This is a genomic window from Mesorhizobium sp. M0159 (assembly GCF_040322295.1).
Classification (GTDB): Bacteria; Pseudomonadota; Alphaproteobacteria; order Rhizobiales; family Rhizobiaceae; genus Mesorhizobium.
The window spans coordinates 68,451-88,105 of sequence record NZ_JAMYTF010000002.1 but is presented as its reverse complement, the minus strand read 5'-3'; the positions used below and the strand labels follow the sequence as shown (position 1 = coordinate 88,105).

Annotated in this window: 19 protein-coding genes, 1 tRNA gene and 1 pseudogene; 12 read left to right on the top strand and 9 right to left on the bottom strand. The window is 62.3% G+C overall.

Annotated features, from left to right (window positions below):
• Window positions 1–97: 97 nt before the first annotated feature.
• Entirely contained in the window at window positions 98–988 is an 891-nt protein-coding gene (locus NKJ32_RS02315) for a D-alanyl-D-alanine carboxypeptidase family protein (protein WP_352826737.1), read from the top strand.
• Window positions 989–1,021: 33 nt separating this feature from the next.
• Here NKJ32_RS02315 and NKJ32_RS02310 read toward each other — a convergent pair whose 3' ends face one another.
• Window positions 1,022–1,828 (bottom strand): AraC family transcriptional regulator, encoded by an 807-nt coding sequence (locus NKJ32_RS02310; RefSeq protein ID WP_352826736.1) that lies wholly within the window; start codon window positions 1,826–1,828, stop codon window positions 1,022–1,024.
• Window positions 1,829–2,030: 202 nt separating this feature from the next.
• Between NKJ32_RS02310 and NKJ32_RS02305 the strand changes: the two genes are divergently transcribed.
• The 7 genes and pseudogenes from NKJ32_RS02305 to NKJ32_RS02275 all read left to right on the top strand — a co-directional run bounded on the left by NKJ32_RS02305 (window position 2,031) and on the right by NKJ32_RS02275 (window position 9,937).
• Window positions 2,031–2,951, top strand: a complete 921-nt coding sequence (locus tag NKJ32_RS02305) for a zinc-binding dehydrogenase (RefSeq protein WP_352826734.1) — start codon at window positions 2,031–2,033, stop codon at window positions 2,949–2,951.
• 163 nt (window positions 2,952–3,114) lie between these two features.
• Window positions 3,115–3,191 (top strand) — tRNA-Arg (locus tag NKJ32_RS02300).
• A 143-nt stretch (window positions 3,192–3,334) separates the two neighbouring features.
• Window positions 3,335–6,130, top strand: a complete 2,796-nt coding sequence (locus NKJ32_RS02295) for a class I SAM-dependent DNA methyltransferase (RefSeq protein ID WP_352826733.1) — start codon at window positions 3,335–3,337, stop codon at window positions 6,128–6,130.
• Window positions 6,127–6,342, top strand: a complete 216-nt coding sequence (locus NKJ32_RS02290; protein WP_352826732.1) for a hypothetical protein — start codon at window positions 6,127–6,129, stop codon at window positions 6,340–6,342. The genes NKJ32_RS02295 and NKJ32_RS02290 overlap by 4 nt, the downstream gene beginning before the upstream one ends.
• Window positions 6,335–8,398, top strand: coding sequence for a DEAD/DEAH box helicase (locus NKJ32_RS02285; RefSeq protein WP_352826731.1), 2,064 nt, complete (start codon window positions 6,335–6,337; stop codon window positions 8,396–8,398). Before NKJ32_RS02290 ends, NKJ32_RS02285 begins: the two co-directional genes overlap by 8 nt.
• Window positions 8,391–9,577, top strand: a pseudogene (locus tag NKJ32_RS02280) (GIY-YIG nuclease family protein). Before NKJ32_RS02285 ends, NKJ32_RS02280 begins: the two are co-directional and overlap by 8 nt.
• A 126-nt stretch (window positions 9,578–9,703) precedes the next feature.
• Window positions 9,704–9,937 carry a hypothetical protein gene (locus NKJ32_RS02275; RefSeq protein ID WP_023677026.1) on the top strand — a complete coding sequence of 78 codons (234 nt, stop codon included), beginning with the start codon at window positions 9,704–9,706 and terminating at the stop codon, window positions 9,935–9,937.
• A gap of 106 nt (window positions 9,938–10,043) precedes the next feature.
• On the opposite strand, the gene NKJ32_RS02270 is transcribed toward NKJ32_RS02275, so the two are convergent.
• From NKJ32_RS02270 to NKJ32_RS02260, 3 genes are all read right to left on the bottom strand, one after another.
• The gene (locus NKJ32_RS02270) at window positions 10,044–10,358 is read right to left on the bottom strand and encodes a hypothetical protein (protein ID WP_352826812.1); all 315 of its coding nucleotides are present in this window, start codon (window positions 10,356–10,358) and stop codon (window positions 10,044–10,046) included.
• Window positions 10,359–10,429: 71 nt separating this feature from the next.
• Window positions 10,430–11,725 (bottom strand): cytochrome P450, encoded by a 1,296-nt coding sequence (locus NKJ32_RS02265; RefSeq protein ID WP_352826729.1) that lies wholly within the window; start codon window positions 11,723–11,725, stop codon window positions 10,430–10,432.
• A gap of 50 nt (window positions 11,726–11,775) precedes the next feature.
• Window positions 11,776–12,303 (bottom strand): metallophosphoesterase, encoded by a 528-nt coding sequence (locus NKJ32_RS02260; protein WP_352826728.1) that lies wholly within the window; start codon window positions 12,301–12,303, stop codon window positions 11,776–11,778.
• 254 nt (window positions 12,304–12,557) lie between these two features.
• Between NKJ32_RS02260 and NKJ32_RS02255 the strand changes: the two genes are divergently transcribed.
• Both NKJ32_RS02255 and NKJ32_RS02250 read left to right on the top strand, forming a co-directional pair.
• Window positions 12,558–12,887: a hypothetical protein gene (locus NKJ32_RS02255; RefSeq protein WP_352682364.1), complete on the top strand. Its 330-nt coding sequence runs from the start codon at window positions 12,558–12,560 to the stop codon at window positions 12,885–12,887.
• Between the two features lie 101 nt (window positions 12,888–12,988).
• On the top strand, window positions 12,989–13,537 hold the full coding sequence (locus NKJ32_RS02250; RefSeq protein ID WP_352468266.1) for a DNA-3-methyladenine glycosylase: 549 nt from the start codon (window positions 12,989–12,991) through the stop codon (window positions 13,535–13,537).
• Window positions 13,538–13,570: 33 nt separating this feature from the next.
• On the opposite strand, the gene NKJ32_RS02245 is transcribed toward NKJ32_RS02250, so the two are convergent.
• Entirely contained in the window at window positions 13,571–13,837 is a 267-nt protein-coding gene (locus NKJ32_RS02245) for a DUF3606 domain-containing protein (protein WP_352468265.1), read from the bottom strand.
• Between the two features lie 176 nt (window positions 13,838–14,013).
• Between NKJ32_RS02245 and NKJ32_RS02240 the strand changes: the two genes are divergently transcribed.
• A complete protein-coding gene (locus NKJ32_RS02240; protein WP_352826726.1) occupies window positions 14,014–14,532 on the top strand; it encodes an EF-hand domain-containing protein in 519 nt (172 codons plus the stop codon).
• A gap of 147 nt (window positions 14,533–14,679) precedes the next feature.
• Window positions 14,680–15,009 carry an antibiotic biosynthesis monooxygenase family protein gene (locus tag NKJ32_RS02235; protein ID WP_352826725.1) on the top strand — a complete coding sequence of 110 codons (330 nt, stop codon included), beginning with the start codon at window positions 14,680–14,682 and terminating at the stop codon, window positions 15,007–15,009.
• 26 nt (window positions 15,010–15,035) lie between these two features.
• Here the strand turns inward: NKJ32_RS02235 and NKJ32_RS02230 are convergent, their stop codons facing one another.
• Genes NKJ32_RS02230 through NKJ32_RS02215 form a run of 4 tightly spaced genes read right to left on the bottom strand, consistent with a single transcriptional unit; the run spans window position 15,036 to window position 19,648 of the window.
• The gene (locus NKJ32_RS02230) at window positions 15,036–15,869 is read right to left on the bottom strand and encodes an SMP-30/gluconolactonase/LRE family protein (RefSeq protein ID WP_352826724.1); all 834 of its coding nucleotides are present in this window, start codon (window positions 15,867–15,869) and stop codon (window positions 15,036–15,038) included.
• Window positions 15,870–15,882: 13 nt separating this feature from the next.
• Entirely contained in the window at window positions 15,883–17,658 is a 1,776-nt protein-coding gene (locus NKJ32_RS02225) for a CoA-transferase (RefSeq protein WP_352588736.1), read from the bottom strand.
• Window positions 17,655–18,440, bottom strand: coding sequence for an enoyl-CoA hydratase/isomerase family protein (locus tag NKJ32_RS02220; protein ID WP_352826723.1), 786 nt, complete (start codon window positions 18,438–18,440; stop codon window positions 17,655–17,657). Before NKJ32_RS02220 ends, NKJ32_RS02225 begins: the two co-directional genes overlap by 4 nt.
• 2 nt (window positions 18,441–18,442) lie before the next feature.
• The gene (locus tag NKJ32_RS02215; RefSeq protein ID WP_352826722.1) at window positions 18,443–19,648 is read right to left on the bottom strand and encodes a CaiB/BaiF CoA transferase family protein; all 1,206 of its coding nucleotides are present in this window, start codon (window positions 19,646–19,648) and stop codon (window positions 18,443–18,445) included.
• Between the last annotated feature and the right edge of the window lie 7 nt (window positions 19,649–19,655).

The following is a 19,655-nucleotide window of genomic DNA, read 5'->3' as shown; positions in this document are numbered from 1 at the left end:
CCGTTCGAGGGCCAGACCGATATTAACCAAATGGACTGTGCCTTTGCGTTAAGATAGCTTCGCGTCGTCTCAGAAACTGCCTGCCTTCGGAACTGACTTGTCCGCCTTCCGGTTCTTTTCGTCCATCCACAAATGCGTCGCTGTGCTGGCGCTGCTGCTGTTTGCTGCCGGCTGCACGACTGTCACGCCGCCCGACAGCGTGCTGGCGGTACCGGCGCCGCCGCAGAAATATGCCGCCATGGTCATCGATGCCGGCACCGGCAAGACGCTGTTCGAGGTCAATTCGACCGCGCCGCGCTACCCGGCGTCGCTGACCAAGATGATGACGCTCTATCTCCTGTTCGAGGCGCTGGATTCAGGCCGCATCAGCAAGGAGACGCAAATTCCGGTGTCGGACAACGCCGCCCGGCAGCCGCCGACCAAGCTGCGGTTCAGGCGCGGCGAGACGATCGACGTCGATTCGGCGATCCGCGCCATCGTCGTCAAATCGGCCAATGACGTGGCGGTCGCCGTTGCCGAATATCTCGGCGGTAGCGAAGAGGCGTTCGCCGGCATGATGACCGCCAAGGCGCGCCAGATCGGCATGAGCAGCACCGTGTTCCGCAATGCCTCGGGCCTGCCGGACGGCGACCAGCACACCAGCGCGCGCGACATGGCGGTGCTCGGCATGGCGCTGCACGCCCGCTTCCCGCAGCATTTCCACTATTTCTCCGAAAGCGACTTCATGTTCCGCGGCAGGCTGGTGCGCGGCCACAACGACATGCTCGGCCGGGTGCGCGGCGTCGACGGCATCAAGACCGGCTACATCAGGGCTTCGGGCTTCAACATCGTCACCTCCTATAATGCGGACGGGCACAGGCTGATCGTCGTGGTGATGGGCGCCGACAGCGCGCGCCAGCGCAACGACCACGTCGAGGCGCTGATCCAGCGCAGCCTGTTGCCGACCTCCGAGGCAAAGACGCGGCTGCTGTATGCCGAGGAGCAGTGACAGTTGAAGTCCGAGTGTTGACCGCGTGCGGGTTCAGGCGACAAACGCAGAGCCGCCGTTTTGCGCGACACTGCTGAGATACTTTGCCGGCGGCTTGCCAAGCGCTTTCTTGAACATGGTGATGAAGGCGGTGACCGATTCGTAACCGAGATCGGCCGAAACCTGCTGCACGCTGGCGCCGGAGGCCAGCTCGCGCATTGCGACGATCAGGTGCAGTTGCTGGCGCCAGCGCCCGAAGGTCAGCCCTGTCTCTTTCACCACGAGACGTGCGAGACTGCTCTCGCTGAGCGCGACGCGACTGGCCCATTCCGCCAGGGTGCTGCGATCGGCAGGATCTTGCGCCAACGCCGCCGCGATGCGCCTCAAGCGCGGCTCGGACGAGATCGGCAAATGCAGCTGCTGGACAGGCATGCGCGGCAGTTCGGTGAGCAGAGCCCTGGTCAGGAGCTCGCCCCTCGCGTCATCGTCCTCAACGCGATCCGTCAGCTCTAAGATGAGCTCGCGCAGCAACGGCGTGATCGAAAGCGTGCAGCACCGGTCCGGCAGGTCGGCAGCTCCCGGCTCGATATAGACGAAGAAAATCCGGGCATTGGCGGTCGCGATATTGCTGTGCTCCATGCCACCCGGAATCCACACCGCGCAATGCGGCGGCACCATCCACAGGCCGCTGGGGACCCGACATGTGACGCCGCCGCCCAGCGCGAAGACAAGTTGCCCCTTGCGGTGGCGATGGTCCGGCACCTCCGCCCTGGTTTCGGTAACGTCAACGCGCACGGCGATTGCCGGGACGAGGACATCATCCGGATCGAAAGGCCAGGGGTAGCGGAGAGGCTGTCTCATTTTGACCGATTTTAGCGATCGACTGCCAAGATATCTAAATTACTCAAACAGGAAAGTCGATAGTTTAGGGATGAGTAACTCAGAAGCCGACAGGCGGGCTTCCATTTAGTCATGCCCTGCTTGCGTTCTGAACGTCGGACCAACAAGCCCGGCGCACGAAAACAGGCTGGCGTCCGCCACGCAGCAAGAAGGGACGATACCAATGCTCGCCTTGGTCACATCTTCCGACAGCGCCACCGGGTTGAAACTCGCCGAACTTGGCGAGCCCAAGCCCGCCCCGCATGAGGCGCTGGTCTCGGTCCGGGCAGTCTCGCTGAACCGCGGCGAACTGCGCCTGCTCAACATCCGTCCGAACGGCTGGGTCCCTGGCCAGGACGTCGCCGGAATTGTCGAGCGCGCCGCGGCCGACGGCTCCGGGCCGGCCGTCGGCGCCCGGGTTGCGGCTCTGGTCGACGAGGCCGGGTGGGCCGAACGGGTCGCCGTTCCGACCGACCACCTCGCCGTCCTGCCGGACGACGTCAGCTTCGTCTCCGCCGCCACTGTTCCGGTCGCGGGCACGACCGCGCTGCGGACCCTGCGCCTCGGCGGCGCCCTGGCCGGCCAGCGGGTCCTGATTACCGGCGCAAGCGGCGCCGTCGGCCGTTTCCAGATCCAGATCGCCCGCCGTCAGGGCGTGTCGGTGGTGGCGGTCGCCGCCGACCGGCATGCCGCGGATCTCCGCGGCCTCGGAGCCGAGCGGGTCGTCGAAACGATCGAGCTGGCCGAAGGACTGTTCTCGCTGATTACCGAATCGGTGGGCGGCGATAGCCTCGCCCACGCGATCGAACGGATCGCGCCCGGCGGCACCGTCGTCATGTTCGGCTCGAGCAGCGGCGAACTCACGCCCATCGGCTTCCGCCAGTTCGTGCCGGGGCACGAAGGCGCGCGGCTGCAGACCTTCGCCTACTACGCTTCCGGTCCGGAGGTTGGCGCCGACATCGCCTCGCTGCTCGCGCTGATCGCAGCCGGCCGGCTCGAAACGCGCGTGGTCCTGACCGTGCCGTGGCGGGACGTCGGCCAGGCCCTCGACGCGCTGCGGCAGCGCAGCATCAGCGGCAAAGCAGTGCTTACCGTGGCAGGATGAGCAGGCGGTGGCGCCGGACGGGACGGTGTCTGTCTCCCGCGGGCTGCTACGGCAACTTGAGCCCGTCGGCGATTGCCCGTTGAAGCCCGCCGCCGCTTCCGCTAAGAAGCCGTGGCTGGCCGGTTTACCGGCTGGTTCGTTTTTGGGATCACCGATCCTGAAGGCACCCGTAGCTCAGCTGGATAGAGCGCTGCCCTCCGAAGGCAGAGGTCACAGGTTCGAATCCTGTCGGGTGCGCCAATAACCTGCTGTTTTTGCAATGTATTTTGTCTGTTTGAAGCGCTCGGCGAGTCGGATAGAGAGGTAATACCAGAGCAATCAGTGGTCATGCGTTCGCAATCGCTGGCTTTACGTCGACGTGTCGGGTGTTGGGGAGAGTGCATTTGAACGCCGTCGAGATTGAGGAAGCCGTTTCCGAGCTGGCGGCAGCGCCGTTCGAGGCGGATGACTTTCCGTTCGCCTTCCTCACCGCCTTCGGCAACAAGGAAACGACGATCAAGCGGCTGCGTTCTGGTACGTCAAACCGGTCCGACATGGGCGGCGTACTTCAGACCAACAATATTCATCTCGCTGTCTGCCCGCTGGGCGAAGTCACAAAGACCCTCGCTGGGCTGAGAGCAAGCCCCGCCACGGCTAGGGCGAAGGCGCGGTTTATCCTCGCAACCGACGGCGCGGATCTTGAAGCTGAGGATTTGACGAACGGCGAGACGGTCGCCTGCGCTTATGCCGATTTCCCGGACCACTTTGGATTCTTCCTGCCTCTCGCCGGAATCACGACCGTCAAGCAAATCCGCGAAAGTTCTTTCGACATCCGCGCCACCGGCCGCCTGAACCGGCTCTATGTTGAGTTGCTGAAAGACAATCCCGATTGGGGAACCGCAGAGCGCCGCCCCGACATGAACCATTTCATGGCGCGGCTGATCTTTTGCTTCTTCGCCGAGGATACGGACATCTTCAACGGGTCGCGCCTTTTCACGACAACGATCGAACAGATGAGCGCAAGGGACTCGTCCAATACCCATGAGGTGATCGGCGAGCTGTTCCGGGCCATGAACACCAAAATTGCCGAGCGGGGGAGCGCTACCCTGTCGCGCTGGGCCGACGTGTTTCCTTATGTGAATGGCGGGCTGTTTTCCGGCAGCCTGGACGTGCCGCGTTTCAGCCGTATCGCGCGGTCCTATCTTCTGCATATTGGCAATCTCGACTGGACGAAGATTAACCCGGATATTTTCGGGTCGATGATCCAGGCTGTCGCCGATGACGACGAACGCGGTGCGCTCGGCATGCACTACACCAGCGTGCCGAATATCCTGAAAGTGCTCAACCCGCTGTTCCTCGACGACCTGCGGGCGCAGCTTGATGAAGCGATGGATAATTCCCGGTCGCTGCTCAATCTGCGCAAGCGCATGGCGAAGATCAGGGTATTCGACCCGGCCTGCGGCTCCGGCAACTTCCTTGTCATCGCCTACAAGGCGATGAGGGAGATTGAGGTAGAAATCAATAGGCGGCGCGGCGAGCCAGACCGGCGCACCGAAATTCCGCTGACGAACTTTCGCGGGATCGAGCTGCGCGACTTCCCGGCTGAAGTTGCGCGCCTTGCGCTGATTATCGCCGAGTTTCAGTGCGATGTGCTCTATCGCGGGCAGAAGGAAGCGCTGGCGGAGTTTCTGCCGCTTGATGCAATGAACTGGATCACCTGCGGGAACGCGCTGCGGCTCGATTGGCTAAGCGTCTGTCCACCGACGGGGACGGGCGTGAAATTCCAGGCCGACGACTTGTTTCACACGCCACTTGACCAAGCTCAGATCGACTTCGAGAACGAAGGGGGCGAAACGTACATCTGCGGTAATCCGCCATACAAAGGGAGTCAATCGCAAGATGACACTCAGAAAGGAGATCTGGAGCTAGTCTTCCGCCGAACGAACGTCAACTGGAAGGGCACTGACTATGTGGGAGGATGGTTCAAAAAAGCGTCCGATTACTGCGGTGTTGAGAAAGCTTCCTTCGCCTTCGTTAGTACCAACTCGATTTGCCAAGGCAAGGCGGTATCCAATCTTTGGCCGAACGTGCTTGGGCGGCAATTAGAAATTAAGTTCGCCTACACAAGTTTTAAGTGGGCCAACTTGGCCAACTATAATGCTGGAGTGACGGTTGTTGTGGTTGGCGTTGGACCTCGAAATGGCGCCAAGAAGCACCTCTTTGTAACTACCAAGCACAGCTTAGAAGCGAGGGAAGTGCCTACTATTAACGCTTACCTTGTCAGCGGACCTGAGCTTTACGTGAACCCAAGGAGCGAAAATCTTAGCGGCCTTAATCCGATGGTATTCGGCAATATGCCCATCGACGGCGGCGGCCTTTCATTTACAACAGATGAAATTGAGGCAGCTGGACTGAGCGCCGAGCTTCGCAAGAGATTCATTCGTCGTATCTACGGCGGTGCAGAATTTGTGCGCGGCCAAAGCCGATATTGCTTGTGGATTGCGGATGATGACAGTGATGAAGTCGCTCAGGTGCCCGGCATCAAAGATCGACTCGAAAAGGTGGAGAAGTTTCGAAGATCGTCAGCGCGTCCTGCAACACTCGAGCTAGCGCAAGCACCTCACCGTTTCGGTTGGGTGGCGCAAGCTGGATCCGAGGTGGTAACCCTCTTGCCTCGGATACTTTCCGAACGCCGTGAGTACATCACTGTGGGCCATGAACCAGCCGGAACATTAACGACGGACCAAGCATATGTGCTACTCGACGCTCCTCTCTGGAACATGGCGCTGATCGCTTCCCGCATCCACCTCGTTTGGATCACCACCGTTTGCGGCAAGCTTAAGACGGATCTTCGCTATTCCAACACTCTCGGTTGGAACACATTTCCGGTCCCAACTCTCACGGAAAAGAACAAGGCCGATCTGACCCGTTGCGCCGAGGATATCCTGCTTGCACGTGAGGCTCATTTCCCGGCTACGGTCGCCGAGCTATACGATCCGGAGGCCATGCCGGACGAGCTACGTGCCGCCCACGATCGCAACGACGAGGCGCTGGAGCGCATCTATATCGGCCGGCGGTTCCGCAACGACACTGAGCGGCTGGAAAAGCTGTTCGAACTTTATACCAAGATAACCGCGTCACCGGGCGCGGCCCAAAGAACAGGGGCAGCAAAAAAACGAGAGGCGGGGGCAAGCGCATGAACAAGGACAACTATACACGCAGCGGAGATGCAAGGGTCATTGCCAAGGTCGCAAAGAGCAGGTTCGGCCGATTCGCCGCAATGTTCGAATACCACGGTTGGCCCGAGCGTGGGTCGGACATGATGCGCAAGGTCCAGACCCGCGTAGTCGAGGCCTACGGGAGCGTGCGCGCGTTCGAAGCGCATTTTGCCCAGGAGTCCGCGAATGACTGACCGCGTTGAGAAAGTCCCCTCCGTATCGGTTTCCTATGCCCGCAACGGCAGTTCTACCAAAGCTAATGCGCTTGGCATGCGACCGATGCAGGAGCGCGCCTATGAGAGGCGGGGCGAGCAATACCTTCTCATCAAGTCGCCGCCCGCGTCGGGCAAGAGCCGAGCTCTCATGTTCATCGCCCTGGACAAGCTCCACAATCAGGGCCTAAAGCAGGCGATCATCGTCGTACCCGAGAAATCCATCGGCGCGAGCTTCAATGACGAGCCGCTGACTAAATACGGCTTTTGGGCCGACTGGACCGTCGCGCCGCAATGGAACCTCTGCAACGCGCCCGGTGAAGACAATGGGGGAAAGATCAGGTCCGTTGCGGCCTTTCTGGACAGTGACGATAGGGTTCTGGTCTGCACCCACGCCACTTTTCGATTTGCTGTCGATCAATACGGTGTGGAGAAGTTCGATGACCGGCTACTCGCCATCGACGAATTTCACCACGTCTCGGCCGATCCCAACAGCAAGCTCGGTCAGCATCTTGGACAATTAATCGCCCGCGAACGCACGCATATTGTCGCCATGACCGGCTCCTATTTCCGCGGCGACGCTATGCCAGTGCTGGCCCCACAGGACGAGGCGAAATTCGATACCGTCACATACACCTACTATGAGCAGTTGAACGGCTACGAATATCTCAAACAGCTGGACATCGGTTATTTCTTCTATTCCGGCTCCTATGCCGATGACATTCTGAACGTTCTGGAACCGACCGAAAAAACGATCATCCACATACCGAGTGTCAATTCGCGTGAAAGCACAAAGGACAAGATCAGGGAAGTCGAGCATGTCATCGAGGAATTGGGTGAGTGGCAGGGGACCGACCCCGCGACCGGCTTCCAATTGGTCAAGAAGCCCGACGGCCGTGTGCTTAGGATTGCCGATCTTGTTGATGACGACTCGACAAAGCGGGACCGAGTTTCGGCCGCGCTGAAAGACCCGGCACAGAAAAACAACCGCGACCATGTGGACATCATCATCGCCCTTGGCATGGCCAAGGAAGGTTTCGACTGGATCTGGTGCGAGCACGCGCTGACGGTCGGCTATCGGTCCAGCCTCACCGAGATTGTGCAGATCATCGGCCGAGCGACCCGCGATGCGCCGGGCAAGACCCGCGCACGCTTCACCAATCTGATCGCCGAGCCGGATGCCTCCGAAGAGGCTGTCACGGAGGCGGTCAATGACACGCTGAAAGCCATCGCCGCGAGCTTACTGATGGAGCAAGTGCTCGCGCCCCGCTTCAACTTTACCCCGAAGAACCCGAATAGCGGCCCTGTCGAAGGTTTCGACTATGGCGAGGGTGGGTACGACCCGAACAAGACCAATGTCGGCTTCAACGAGGAAACGGGCCAATTCCAGATCGAGATCCAGGGTCTAGCCGAGCCCAAGAGCAAGGAAGCGGTACGCATCTGTCAGGAGGACTTGAACGAAGTAATTGCCGCCTTCGTTCAGGACAAGACCGCCATCGAGCGCGGCCTGTTTGACGAGGAATTGGTGCCCGAGGAACTGACACAGGTTCGCATGGGCAAGATCATCAAGGACAAATATCCCGAACTGGACGAAGCAGACCAGGAAGCAGTGCGCCAGCACGCCATAACCGCTCTTAATCTGACTCAGCAGGCGAAGCGGATTGCACTGGACGGTGGAAGCGCCGGCGGCGAACCGAGTGCCAATACCGCGCTGATCGATGGCGTGCGGAGGTTTGCGATGGATGTCCGCGAATTGGATATCGACCTCATCGACCGGATCAATCCGTTTGGCGAGGCTTACGCGATCCTCGCCAAGGCCATGAGCGAGGACAGTCTGAAACAGGTGGCGGCGGCAATCGCCGCCAAACGCACGAGCCTGACCCTGGAGGAGGCAAAGGACCTCGCCGTCCGCGCGGTCAAATTCAAGAAAGAGCGGGGGCGACTCCCCTCGATCAGTTCGACCGACGCCTGGGAAAAACGGATGGCCGAAGGCGCCGCCGCCTTCGTCCGCTTCAAGGACGAGGGTCGCTATGAGTGATCTCGACCTCGACGACCTGCGCGCCGAACTCGATGACTTCGCCCAGCCGGAGAAGAGGGGTGGCCGCTCCCCTCGCGAGGAACGCATCATCGCCGGCTTCGGGAAATCCAGCGGTTTGTCGAACGGCACGGCCATCCACCGCTCCATGGCGAGGACCGTGATATCTTCGAGCGGCTCTATGCGGTGCGACTGGACCGCCTTTCCGCGCTCGAAGAATGCAGGTCGCTGCTCCTGCCGCTGGACCATCAGGGCCTTCTCCAGCCGGCCAGCAGTGCCGTGGGCGGCTTTGCGGAACCAGCCAATGACGACGAGTTGCTTGCGGAACTGGCCGGCGCGGCCGGCGCAGCCGACATCACCGAGCTTCGGCATGTCCGCACCGCCGCCGACAAACGCGCGGCCGAGGAGATCGCAAACCGCACGAAATGCGAAGACTTCGACAGGTTCAAACCGTTGTTTGCTCAGGTTCGGAAAGACCTGGACTCCGGTATTCGCCAGACGCGACCATTTCAGACCATGGCCGAGATCAAGAAAGGCGAGTTCTTCATCGTCGGCGGCCAGATCGCCTACATCGCGGAAGTGGGCGAGGAGTTTATGACCGAGTATGACCGGCGTGACAGCCGGTTACGTGTCATATACGACAATGGGACGGAGAGCGATGTGCTTCTGCGCTCGCTCCAGCGTGCGCTTCATCGCGATGAGGCGGGGCGGCGCATCACCGACCCATCGGCGGGGCCGCTCTTTGGCGGCGAAGCCGACGACGGAGACCTCGAAAGCGGGACAATCTACGTCCTTCGCAGCAAATCCAACCATCCGGGCATCGCCCCACACCGAGAACTCATCCACAAGATTGGCGTGACTGGCGGAAAGGTCGAGACCCGAATCGCGAATGCGGCGCTCGATGCTACGTACCTGCTCGCCGACGTCGAAGTGATTGCCACCTATAAGCTGTTCAACATCAATCGAACACGGCTGGAGAACATTCTGCACCGCGTGTTTTCGGCAGCGCAGCTCGACCTCACTATCGAGGATCGTTTCGGCAATCCCGTTAAGCCACGAGAGTGGTTCCTTGTCCCGTTGCCGGTGATCGATGAGGTCGTCGATAAGATTCGAGACAGATCAATCGTCAAGTTCCAATACAGTCCAAAAAGCGCTCGACTGGAACTTGTTGGTCAAGAATAGCGCAACATGACCAGAACCCCCGGCGATCGGGCTGCCCGCCCATGTAGCGTTCGGTCTCAGCTGTCCTCTGGAACTCAATGAGCCTCGAATGGTTTGTTCGTCAGGTAATTTTCAAAGGAGCGCCCCGTGCCCGCACCACCTGAAATGGATGTCGTCCTCGAAAAGCTGCCGTTGAGGATCGGCGCCTATATTCCCGACGACTTGCTGGAGGACTGGTTTGCGCCGGGAACCGGCATGAACCCGGTCAGCAAGGAGGCGCTTGCCACCGCCAAGAACTACGGCTGGCGCTTCGAATGCGAGTTCAAGCATTACCCCGAACGCAAGGAAGGCGTGTTCTGGAAGTGGGTGCCGGCGATCTGACCGGCGCTTGACGGTTCATCGTTCCGCGGAAACGCAGAACCGGTCTATCTTATTGTTTGACGCAAATACCGGACGGAAAACCGCTTCACACTTTTCCTGGAATTGCTCAGCCTCCGCCTATCGGCGTCATCACCTTGCCGGTTCCGCCGCATTCGGGGCAGGTGCGGCCGTCGATCATGCCTGACCCTGCACAGCGGCGGCAAATATTCTCGCCAGCGCCTGGAGTGCCTGCGGGGACTTCGTCCGTGTTGGTCTGACCGGCTTGCTGGGGCTTGCCCTGCAGCTTGTTTCTCAGCCGGGCGACCCAGCCTTCGTCGGCCTCGAGCGGCCTGCTGCTGTCGTCCGGCAGGCCTTCGCCGGATTGGCCGATGGTCTCATTGCGCGGCCGGTCGTTCGCGCCTGTCGTGATCTTCTGAGCCATTGCGTTTGCCTTTACCTTGCAATTTTCGAACGCCTCAGCTGCGCAGAGGTTCCGGTTCGACCGGCAGCCTTTCAGCCGGGTTTTCGCCGCACATTATCTATCCTGAACCCGGATTTCGGCCGCGCCGGCATGCGGGCAAGCGAGACGGTCATATCCTGATCAGGCACCCGGTAGGCCATCGACCGCGTCAGCAGGCGAACCGCTTCCATGATCAGCGCGACGGTGACGGCTTCTCCGGGGCAGCGATGGGTAGTCGCCGGATCTCCGCCGCCATGCGGGATGAAGTCGAAGCCGTGGGTTTTCCAGCTCAAGCCGCGCTCCGGGATAAATCGGGCCGGCTCCACAAACAGGCGGCGATCATGGTTGGTGCCGTGCAGGTCGAGCAGAACCCAGTCGCCTTTGCCGAAGCGGTAGCCCTTCCATTCGAAGGGGTGGCGGGCGCGGCCGCCGATGAACGGGAAGAACGGATAGAGCCGGCGAACCTCCTCGGCGAAGGCTTCCAGCCCGTCGTCATCGCCGGCGGCGAACTTATCGTACCATTGGCGGTGCTGGTGAAGCGCCAGCGCCGCAAACATGATGAAGCGGCCGATGGCGACAACCGGCCGGATGATGTTGATGATCTCGACCGCGGGACTGGCAAGATCGAGCGGCATTCCCTCGGCATCGACATGTTCGCTGACCAGGCGGACCGGGCTGTTTGCCGGCAAATCAAGCGCGCCGCTTCGAACGCGCCGTACAAGCTCGCCGATAGTGCGTTCGGTCCGGCGGCGCCGCCACAGCGCCAGCATGGTCGACGGCCCGATGCCGCCGGCGTTCTCGACCATGCCGCTGAGCTCGCGGCAGAGTTCGGCGCGATCCTTGTCGGCGGGGATGCCGGCCCAAGCCGCTGCCGCCTGGGTCAGGACGAGGTTTACGGCGTCGAGCAGGATGATCTCGTCACGCCGCTGCCAGTCTTCCAGCTGGTCGAGCCAGGCGCGACGGAAGGTTGCGCGGAGCCGCTCGATCTGGTCACCATCCAACAGGATCGACAGGAAAAGCGCCTTGCGGTGGCGGTGAGCGGCGCCGTCGAGCGCCTGGACGCTGCCCTTGTCCTGCAGCAGACGCAGCGTGGTCTGCGGCATCGCGCCAATTCGGGTAAAATGGTCGCCGCCATAAAACATCTCGGCAGCCTCGGCACCGCGGACGCAGATTGCCGGCCGCAGCATCAGGCGCGTGGCAAAGATGTCGGTGTTCATGCGCCGGCAGCGGGCCGAAATGAAGTCATAGCCTTCGCGCAGCAGGGCCAAGGTGCTATCGAACGCGGCGCGCGGAATGGGTTTTGCGGCATGATTGCCGCCGTCGGCATCGATCAGTTCACGTCTGTTCATGGCGTGCTCCCTGGCGTTGAAATTCCTCAACGCACGGCCGGCACTTTCGATCACTCGACTTTTTGACGGCTTTGCCGCGCCGCCCTTCGGCCGCGGCTGGCAAGGATGGTGGTCAGCGTGACCGGACGAAAATCCCAGCTGTCGACGCCGACGTCATACTGGCGCGTGACCGGGGTCAGCCTGCCGTGGGAATGGCCATGCAGGTCGATCGATTTCCTGCCGATCTGGTTCCAGGTGCGAAAAGGGTAGTGGCAAAGGATCAGCAGGCTGCCGTCGAGCGCCAGCTCCTTGTAGTGTTGCGTGCTCGCCCAACCTGTGGCGCCGATGATGGCTGCGCCGTCATTGTTGCCGATGATCAGATGCTTGCTGCCATGAAGAGACGCCAGAAGCGACGACACGAACGTGGCCGATCCCCTGGCAAAATCGCCGAGATGCCAGACCTCGTCCTCCGGCCCGACAGTCTCGTTCCAGATCGCAATGAGCGACCGGTCATGTTCCGCCAGCGAGCCGAACGGGCGGCGGTCGATGCGCAGGATGCGCGGGTCGCTGAAATGCGTGTCTGCGGTGAAGTAGATCATGCGCACTCGCTGGGCCTGTTGTCGAACTGCCGCGCAGGTAGGCGCGTGGCGCACCAAGTCCATGTTGCTCTCCCCGATGCTTGCTCAACCCGCTCGATCGCCGGTTGTTCCTGGAAGCAGGCCTAGGCGGTTTTCGCTCGTTGGCACTTTGAAACGGGGGGCACTTTGAAACGGGGGAACTTTGAAACGGGGGAACTTTGAAATGAGACGCAGGTTAGAATGCTTGAGGCCGATGCTCTGAAAGGACCTCGACGATGACCGACGCAGCACCTCTTGGGCGAAGCCCGGCTCAGGCGCGGGGCGATATCGATGCCGGGCGCGAAGGGGACAAGACCCCGGGCATCGATCCGGCTGCGGCTCCCATGGAAACGGACGCGGAATCCGCCGGCAACGCTCCGCCGAAGAGCCCTGCCGCGCGCCATGAAACGCCGAAGTTTACCAACCAGGCGAGCTATGCCAATGCGATGCGCCCGCTGAAGGATGAGCCCGACGTCCAACCGCGCAGATATTGGCCAGTCCTGGTGATTGCCGCCATCGTCGTGCTGGCCGCGGCGGTTTTCATCGGCGCAGCCATGCTGCGCTGAGTACAGCCGTTCCAGACCCGCGGCGCAGTGGCTGGACATTTTGCTTCCGGTCCGAGAATTTGTTGTCGCGCCAGGTCCAGGCGCGATCAGTCCGGTGCACGTTGGCTACGAACCATCAATTCTTTGCCCGTGACGCCACCACCGTGGCGCGCGACATGATCGGCGCCACGCTGCTTGTGCACGGCGTTGGCGGCGTCATCGTCGAGACCGAGGCCTATCGCCCGGATGACCCGGCTTCGCATGCTTTCGGTGGCAGGACGGTGCGCAACGGCGCAATGTTCGGCGCCCCAGGCAGCGCGTATGTCTATCGCTCCTATGGCCTGCACTGGTGCCTCAATGCCGTGTGCCTGCCCGGCAGTGCCGTGCTTATCCGCGCAATCGAACCGCGATTAGGGCTGGAGGTGATGCGGGCCAATCGCGGCGTTGACGATCCCCGCCTGCTTTGTTCGGGACCGGGTCGCCTTTGCCAGGCGCTGGCAATCGACAAATCCCATGACGGGCTGCCGCTGGACGTGCCGCCATTCGAATTCAGGCAGCCGGGCGACGCCAGCGCCGTTCTAACAGGCCGCCGGATCGGCATTTCCAAGGCTGTCGATGCCGAGTGGCGGTTCGGACTGCGCGACTCGGATTATCTGAGCCGCAAGTTCTGATGCCCGCGGCAGCGGCAGAGCAGTTGCCTGGCATCACTCGTCGGGTTTACCGAGATGCATGGGTGTCGCCTGCTGGCGGGCTTCCCTGGTCACCTCGTCGGCTCCGGCAGGTGAAATCCCTCGCAATGCCTTCGCAGCTACGGTCAGCCGCCCGCGATCATTGCCGAAGCTCTTGATCAGCTGGCGGACCTGGTCGGCCGTGATGCCGTTCTGTTGGGCAAAATACTCGACCTCACGGTCGTCTTCCGCAGCAACGCGATCGCGGTCGCGGAAGTCTCGCTTGCTCTTATCGTCAGCCATTTTTTCCTCCTGGTGGAGCTTCGCATGAATGGCAACGTGGGCAAGCGGCTTTCGTTGCGGGGACCAGGCGGACTTTTGCGCCGTCGTACCGACTGCCCAGGAACCATGAGGCGAGCAGCCGGTTTGGCTTGGATGCAGACACGTTCAGCCTCCAATTCATACCGATGGAGAATACGATGACGCTCGCAAGCAAAACCACTGCAATTGCCGCGGCGCTGGCCATGTTGGCCGCGCCGGCATTCGGCCAGACGAGCCCACCTGCGCCCGCCGCGCCGGCACCGGATCGTGGCGCCGAACGGTCGCCCGGAATGAGCGGGCAGAGCCAGGATGCCATGCGCGAAATGATGCGCCAGATGATGACTGAGATGCTGGAGGAGAGAATGCAGGAAGATCGCGCGCCCCGGACAGAACGGCGAGGTCGCGACCGCTGGCATCGCGGCTACAGGATGGGCCCGCCTGAGCGAGGTTGGGAGATGGGAGGCCGCGGTGACATTGCACGCGGGATGCATGGCGCGAGGATGCGCATGATGTTCGCCATAGTAGATGCGGACGGCGATGGCGCGGTTTCTCAAAGCGAAGTCCAGGATTTCGTCGGGCGAATATTCAACGCCGTCGATGAGAACGGTGACGGCAGCGTCGACATGCAGGAAATCCGGTCCTTCTTCCACGGAGGCGGCGCCGAGGATCAGGAGTAGGTCTCCTAGCGGTCGGCAATGAGGCCCCTAGCGGGAGGTAGCGCTCACGTCAACCGGGGGGCGAAAACCGTCGCTTGCAGATGCATTCCCTGGCTGGCCTTGCCAAGCCGAATGCCGGCGATTCGAGACAGCAGGAATTCAATGGCCATGACAGAGAAAACTCCAACCATCGCCCGTGTCTGGCGCGGCAGAACCGTGCCTGAAAAGGCGGATGCCTATGAGAGTTACAACTATCAAGCCGGCATCAAGCCGCTGATCGAGAAGGCGCTGGGCGTGCAGACCTTTCGCGAGGACACGCCGACCCATTCGGAATTCGTGACGATCTCCTATTGGGAAAACGTCGAGGCGATGGCGGCGTTCACCGGCGGCGATCCGACGAAAATCCACCATCTCGAGCGGGACGAAGAGTTCCTGATCGAGTTGCCGTCGCGGGTGCAGGTGTTGCGCATTCGATCGAGTCACGGGCGGCTGGGATAGGGCAGCGCCGCCCGGTTCGGCCCGATCTAGGAAATCGCCGTCAAGTCGATTTCGGTGATGTGCCAGCGGCCGAGATTTGCGGTGTAGAGCTTGTCGCCCTTGAAGGCGATGTTGGTGGGATGGGCGAGCGTCGTTGCCGCCGGATCCTCGATCAGCACCTCGAGCCCGCTATCTTTTCGCCAACGATAGATGCGGCTCGGCTCGTAGCATGAGATGAACAGCGACCCGTCCGGCGCCAAGGCGACGCCATCGGGAACGTTGCTCACGCCGTCCACGACGAGCTGGCGAGGTCCTGCCGTGCCGTCGGCACGGATCGGCACATAGCTGACGCAGGCCGCATGGCTTTCCACGACGTAAAGCCCATCGCCACCCGGCGCCATCGCCATGCCGTTGGCGAAGGCCATGGTCTCGCTGCACCACAGGCCGCCTTCGCCGGTCTTCAAATCGTAGCGAAAAATGCCGGAGCGGTTGTCTTCGCCTACGCTGTCCGACACGTAGAGCCAGCCGCGCGCCTCGTCGATCACGGGATAGTTCGGCACGCGGATGCCGGCCGAGGCGAAGCGCTGCATACCAGCGGTCGCGGCATCCCAGCGAAAGATCGCCGAATGTCTCAAATCGCATGCAAAACAGTTTCCCGCGCTATCGAAGGCGATGCCGAGCAGAAAGCCGTCCGTGCCGCCCATGCGTTCGACCGAGCCGCCATCGGCGGCGAGGCGCAGCAGGTCGCCGGTTTCGGTGCCGCACCAGATCGAGCCGTCGCGATGGATGGCCACGCCTTCCGGATGGGCGACGCGCGGGTTGGTGAAGATGCCATCGAAGAAGACCCTCGCGGCCGACATTTCGAGCAACGGCTTTGCCATGCGCCGCCCCTCTTCAATCCGGTGCAGTATGCGATCGCTGTGCGGCGATGCAGCGCTCGACCATCCGCCGGTCGGTGGCCAGGATCTCGGCGATCAGGGCGCTGCGCTCCCTGGCGCTGACGAATTCGAGGCGCCGCAGGCCGAGCGGGTCGATGCGGTTTCGCAGGATGTCGAGCGTCTCGTTCGAGGGTAGCGCAACTTGGCGGCAATCGGCATCGAATGTCAGGGCAAAGCCGGTGGCATCCTGGAGCTGCTGGCGCGTCACGCCCGGCATGGTCTCGATGACGGCCAATTGCCGGCTCTCGCCGTCGAGCCGAAACACGCAAAGGTCGGTGAACACCAATGCCGCGCCGGTCCGATAGCCCATCGGCTCGCGTTCGGCCTCAGTCAACAGGCCGCGCGCCGAGCTGGCAATCTCGACCGTCTCGACCAGCGACTGCACGGAATGGCGGGGGACGTAGAGCAGATAATCGCGATGCATGTTGGCGACGTCGGCCATGCCGCCTTGCCCGGGCAGCCGGATAAGGCTGCCGTCACGCTTGCGCAGCGCAATGGTGTTGACGCGCCCACGGCGGTCGACCTGCGCGGCACCGACGATCTCATGCGTCACCGCGCCGGCCTGGTAGTAGGTCGAATAGGTGTCGTCGCCGCCGGCATGCGCCACCGCCGTCTCGCAATCGAGGCTTTCGATCAGCGACAGGATCATCGGGCTCGGTGCTATGTCGAGATGGCCGCAACTCATGGTGGCGATGATCATGTCCGGCGCGTGCGTCGCTTTGGCCAGCCGGTAGGCGACATTGGCGAGCGGCGACACCGCGCCGGCACTGGCAAAGCTCTCATTGTCGAGCTCAGCGGCGATGCGGGCGGCGATGATCTCGTCGATGGACGCCTCCTTGTTGCCGTGCACGAGCCTGGGCATTGCGAGGACTGTTTCAGCGCGGACTTTTGCAGCGTCTTGAACCCGCTCCGGCACGCCTTCCGAAGGCATGCTCAGGCTGTCCGACAAAGGTATTTCCTTGGCCGCGAACGCCCCCGCCAACGCTTGATAATCCGTCACATAGAATGGCAGGCAGGAGGCGGGATAGGCGCCGCCTGGTGCCAGCGCGATCGCCGACACCTGGTTGCGGGTCAAAATGCTCTGCCGACCATCATGCCGCAGCGCTCCGACCGGGACGATTTCCTCGACCGTGACCAGCACCTGGCGCGCCGCCCCGGCCATGGCGAAGTCCAGCGCCCGTGGCCCGATGATCTGGACATTGCCGCTCTCGTCGGCACGCTGGGCATGGACGACGAACGTATCGAGCCGCAAGGCCGGGATGATCCCGGTCGTGATTCCCGCGATCGGATCGGGCGCGGCGATCGCACCCGGCACGCGCGCCAGCATGTCCGAACCCTCCGGAAGCTGAAACGGCATCGACGGCAGGTTCTGCTGCCCCGCCCGCAGCGCCTGGATCATCGCCAGCGCCGTCCAGTCGCGAACCGGCACGGCATTCGTCTCGGCAGCCGCGCGGAAGCGCGGCGGCAAACCAAAAATATCGAGGCTGGAAAAGCAGATATCGACCTCCGCCACGGCATTCGCTTCGAGAAGCAGTTCGAGCGGCAGGCCGCCGGCCCAGCAGACATAGGGAAGATCCTTGACGCCCAAGCGGGCGATGGCCCGCAACAAGGCGATCGGCAGCCGGGCAAAATGATGGCCACCGACACCGAAGACGTCGCCGCCGCCGACCATCGCGGCCAGGCCCTCGACATCGGTGAAGCGCGGCCGGTTTTGCTTGACCAGGGACGTCATTTCGCAGCCTTCGGCCGCGTCGCGCTCTTTTCAGCAAATTCCTTGACGCGCCGCTGGCCGGTCTCGCTGCGGTACAGGCCACCCAGGACATCGCGCTCCATGGCAAGGCCGTCGGCCAGATCGCCCGAAACGGCATGCGCGGTCAGCGCTTTCAGCCCTTCGATCGCTGCGGCCGGTTCGGCGGCGATCATCTCGGCAAGGTCCAGCACCCGCGGCATCAGCCTTTCGGCATCGACGATCTCGTTGACCAGACCGGCGCCGACGAACTCGGAAGCCGGCACGATGGCGCCGGTCATCAGCAGAAAATTGGCGCGGTTGCGGCCGAGCTTCTGGACGCTGCGCTGGGTGCCGCCGCCGCCGGGGACCAGCCCGAGCTTGATCTCGGGCAGGCCGAGCTTCGCGAACTGGTTGGCGATGACGATGTCGCAGCACAGCACCAGCTCCATGCCGCCGCCGAGCGCAAAACCATTGACCGCGGCGATGACCGGCTTGCGGTTCTGCTCGATGGCTGCATACATGCGTGTGCCCGCCGCCTGGAAGGCGTCGAACTCGACAGCTGTCTGGCCCGCGTATTCCTTGATGTCGGCGCCGGCCATGAAGCCGCGCCCCTCGCCGGTCACCACGATCGCGCCGACACCGTCATCCCTTGACAGCGCCTCGAAAACATCGGTGATCTCGCTTTGCATCAGCCGGTTCATGGCGTTGAGCTGATCGGCGCGCCGGAAGGTGACGACCGCGACGCGGCCGGACATTTCCAAGGTGAGTGTCCGGTAAACGCTCATCGTCAGGCAGCGTCCACGGTCATGTCGCCGGACGCCTCCAGCGCTGCAATCTCGTCGCTGGAGAGGCCGAACTCGGCCAGTATCTCGCGGCCATGCTGGCCGACCAGCGGCGCCGGCCGTTCTATGGTAGCCGGCGTCTCGCTCATCTTGACCGCCGGCGCGACCACCCTGACCTTGCCGCCGCGCGGATGATCGTAGCTGGTGATCATGCCCAGGTGCTTGACCTGCAGGTCCTCGGCTGCGCGCCTTATGTCCTTCACCTCGGCACACCAGATGTCGGCTGCCAGCAGCCGCGCCAGCAGGTCCTGCGTGGCAAACTTCCTGGTTTCGGCGTTGACCTTGTCGAACACCTCGTCGCGCCTGTCGAACAGCGTCTTCAGATCGTCGTAGACAGCAAGCTGCGGCGCCTCCAGCACTTCATACAGCGTCTTGAACGGGCTCATGGCGATCGACACATAGCCGCCGTCCTTCGCTTCATAGACACCGAACGGCGCCTGCATGCCGGGGTGGCCGATGCCGGAATTCGGGCGCACGAAATCCTCGCCGAGATTGAGCACGGCGACATATTCCTGATTGAGATGCGCCAGCATGCCGGCGAGCAGATTGACCTCGATCTTCTGGCCCTTGCCGGTCTTCTCGCGATAGTAGAGCGCCGACAGGATACCATAGACCATGTTCATGGCGCCGATCTGGTCGGCCAGGCCGGCACCGGCCGGAACAGGAGCCTGATCGCCGCGGCCGGTGTTGGAGATCAGCCCGGACAATCCCTGGATCAGCATGTCCTGGCCGGGGCGCTCGACGTAGGGGCCCTCCTCGCCATAGCCGGAGCCCGAGCAATAGATGATGGCGGGATTGACCGCCTTGAAGTCCTCGTAGCCATAGCCGAGCCTGGCGAGCACGCCGGGGCGGAAATTCTGCACCACCACATCGGCCTTCTCAGCCATGTCCATGATGATGGCATGCACCTTGCGACTTTTCAGGTTGAGCGCGATGGAGCGCTTGTTGCGGTTCCAGGCGAGGAAATTCGGGCTTTCGGAGCCGCCGACCCATTTGGCGAAGAAGGTCATGCCGCGGAACATGTCGCCGGCGCCGGCACGCTCGATCTTGATGATGTCGGCGCCCATGTCGCCGAGCAGCTGCGTGGCGAACGGCCCTTGCAGCAGATGGCTGAAATCGAGAATGCGGACGCCTTCGAGGGCTTTGTTCATTTCATGT

What these genes read in the sequence shown, in the direction of transcription:
- NKJ32_RS02310 (WP_352826736.1), bottom strand. Translation starts at nt 1,828, where the DNA reads ATGAGACAGCCTCTCCGCTACCCCTGGCCTTTCGATCCGGATGATGTC.
- NKJ32_RS02305 (WP_352826734.1), top strand. Translation starts at nt 2,031, where the DNA reads ATGCTCGCCTTGGTCACATCTTCCGACAGCGCCACCGGGTTGAAACTC.
- NKJ32_RS02290 (WP_352826732.1), top strand. Translation starts at nt 6,127, where the DNA reads ATGAACAAGGACAACTATACACGCAGCGGAGATGCAAGGGTCATTGCC.
- NKJ32_RS02285 (WP_352826731.1), top strand. Translation starts at nt 6,335, where the DNA reads ATGACTGACCGCGTTGAGAAAGTCCCCTCCGTATCGGTTTCCTATGCC.
- NKJ32_RS02270 (WP_352826812.1), bottom strand. Translation starts at nt 10,358, where the DNA reads ATGGCTCAGAAGATCACGACAGGCGCGAACGACCGGCCGCGCAATGAG.
- NKJ32_RS02265 (WP_352826729.1), bottom strand. Translation starts at nt 11,725, where the DNA reads ATGAACAGACGTGAACTGATCGATGCCGACGGCGGCAATCATGCCGCA.
- NKJ32_RS02260 (WP_352826728.1), bottom strand. Translation starts at nt 12,303, where the DNA reads ATGATCTACTTCACCGCAGACACGCATTTCAGCGACCCGCGCATCCTG.
- NKJ32_RS02255 (WP_352682364.1), top strand. Translation starts at nt 12,558, where the DNA reads ATGACCGACGCAGCACCTCTTGGGCGAAGCCCGGCTCAGGCGCGGGGC.
- NKJ32_RS02245 (WP_352468265.1), bottom strand. Translation starts at nt 13,837, where the DNA reads ATGGCTGACGATAAGAGCAAGCGAGACTTCCGCGACCGCGATCGCGTT.
- NKJ32_RS02240 (WP_352826726.1), top strand. Translation starts at nt 14,014, where the DNA reads ATGACGCTCGCAAGCAAAACCACTGCAATTGCCGCGGCGCTGGCCATG.
- NKJ32_RS02235 (WP_352826725.1), top strand. Translation starts at nt 14,680, where the DNA reads ATGACAGAGAAAACTCCAACCATCGCCCGTGTCTGGCGCGGCAGAACC.
- NKJ32_RS02230 (WP_352826724.1), bottom strand. Translation starts at nt 15,869, where the DNA reads ATGGCAAAGCCGTTGCTCGAAATGTCGGCCGCGAGGGTCTTCTTCGAT.
- NKJ32_RS02225 (WP_352588736.1), bottom strand. Translation starts at nt 17,658, where the DNA reads ATGACGTCCCTGGTCAAGCAAAACCGGCCGCGCTTCACCGATGTCGAG.
- NKJ32_RS02220 (WP_352826723.1), bottom strand. Translation starts at nt 18,440, where the DNA reads ATGAGCGTTTACCGGACACTCACCTTGGAAATGTCCGGCCGCGTCGCG.
- NKJ32_RS02215 (WP_352826722.1), bottom strand. Translation starts at nt 19,648, where the DNA reads ATGAACAAAGCCCTCGAAGGCGTCCGCATTCTCGATTTCAGCCATCTG.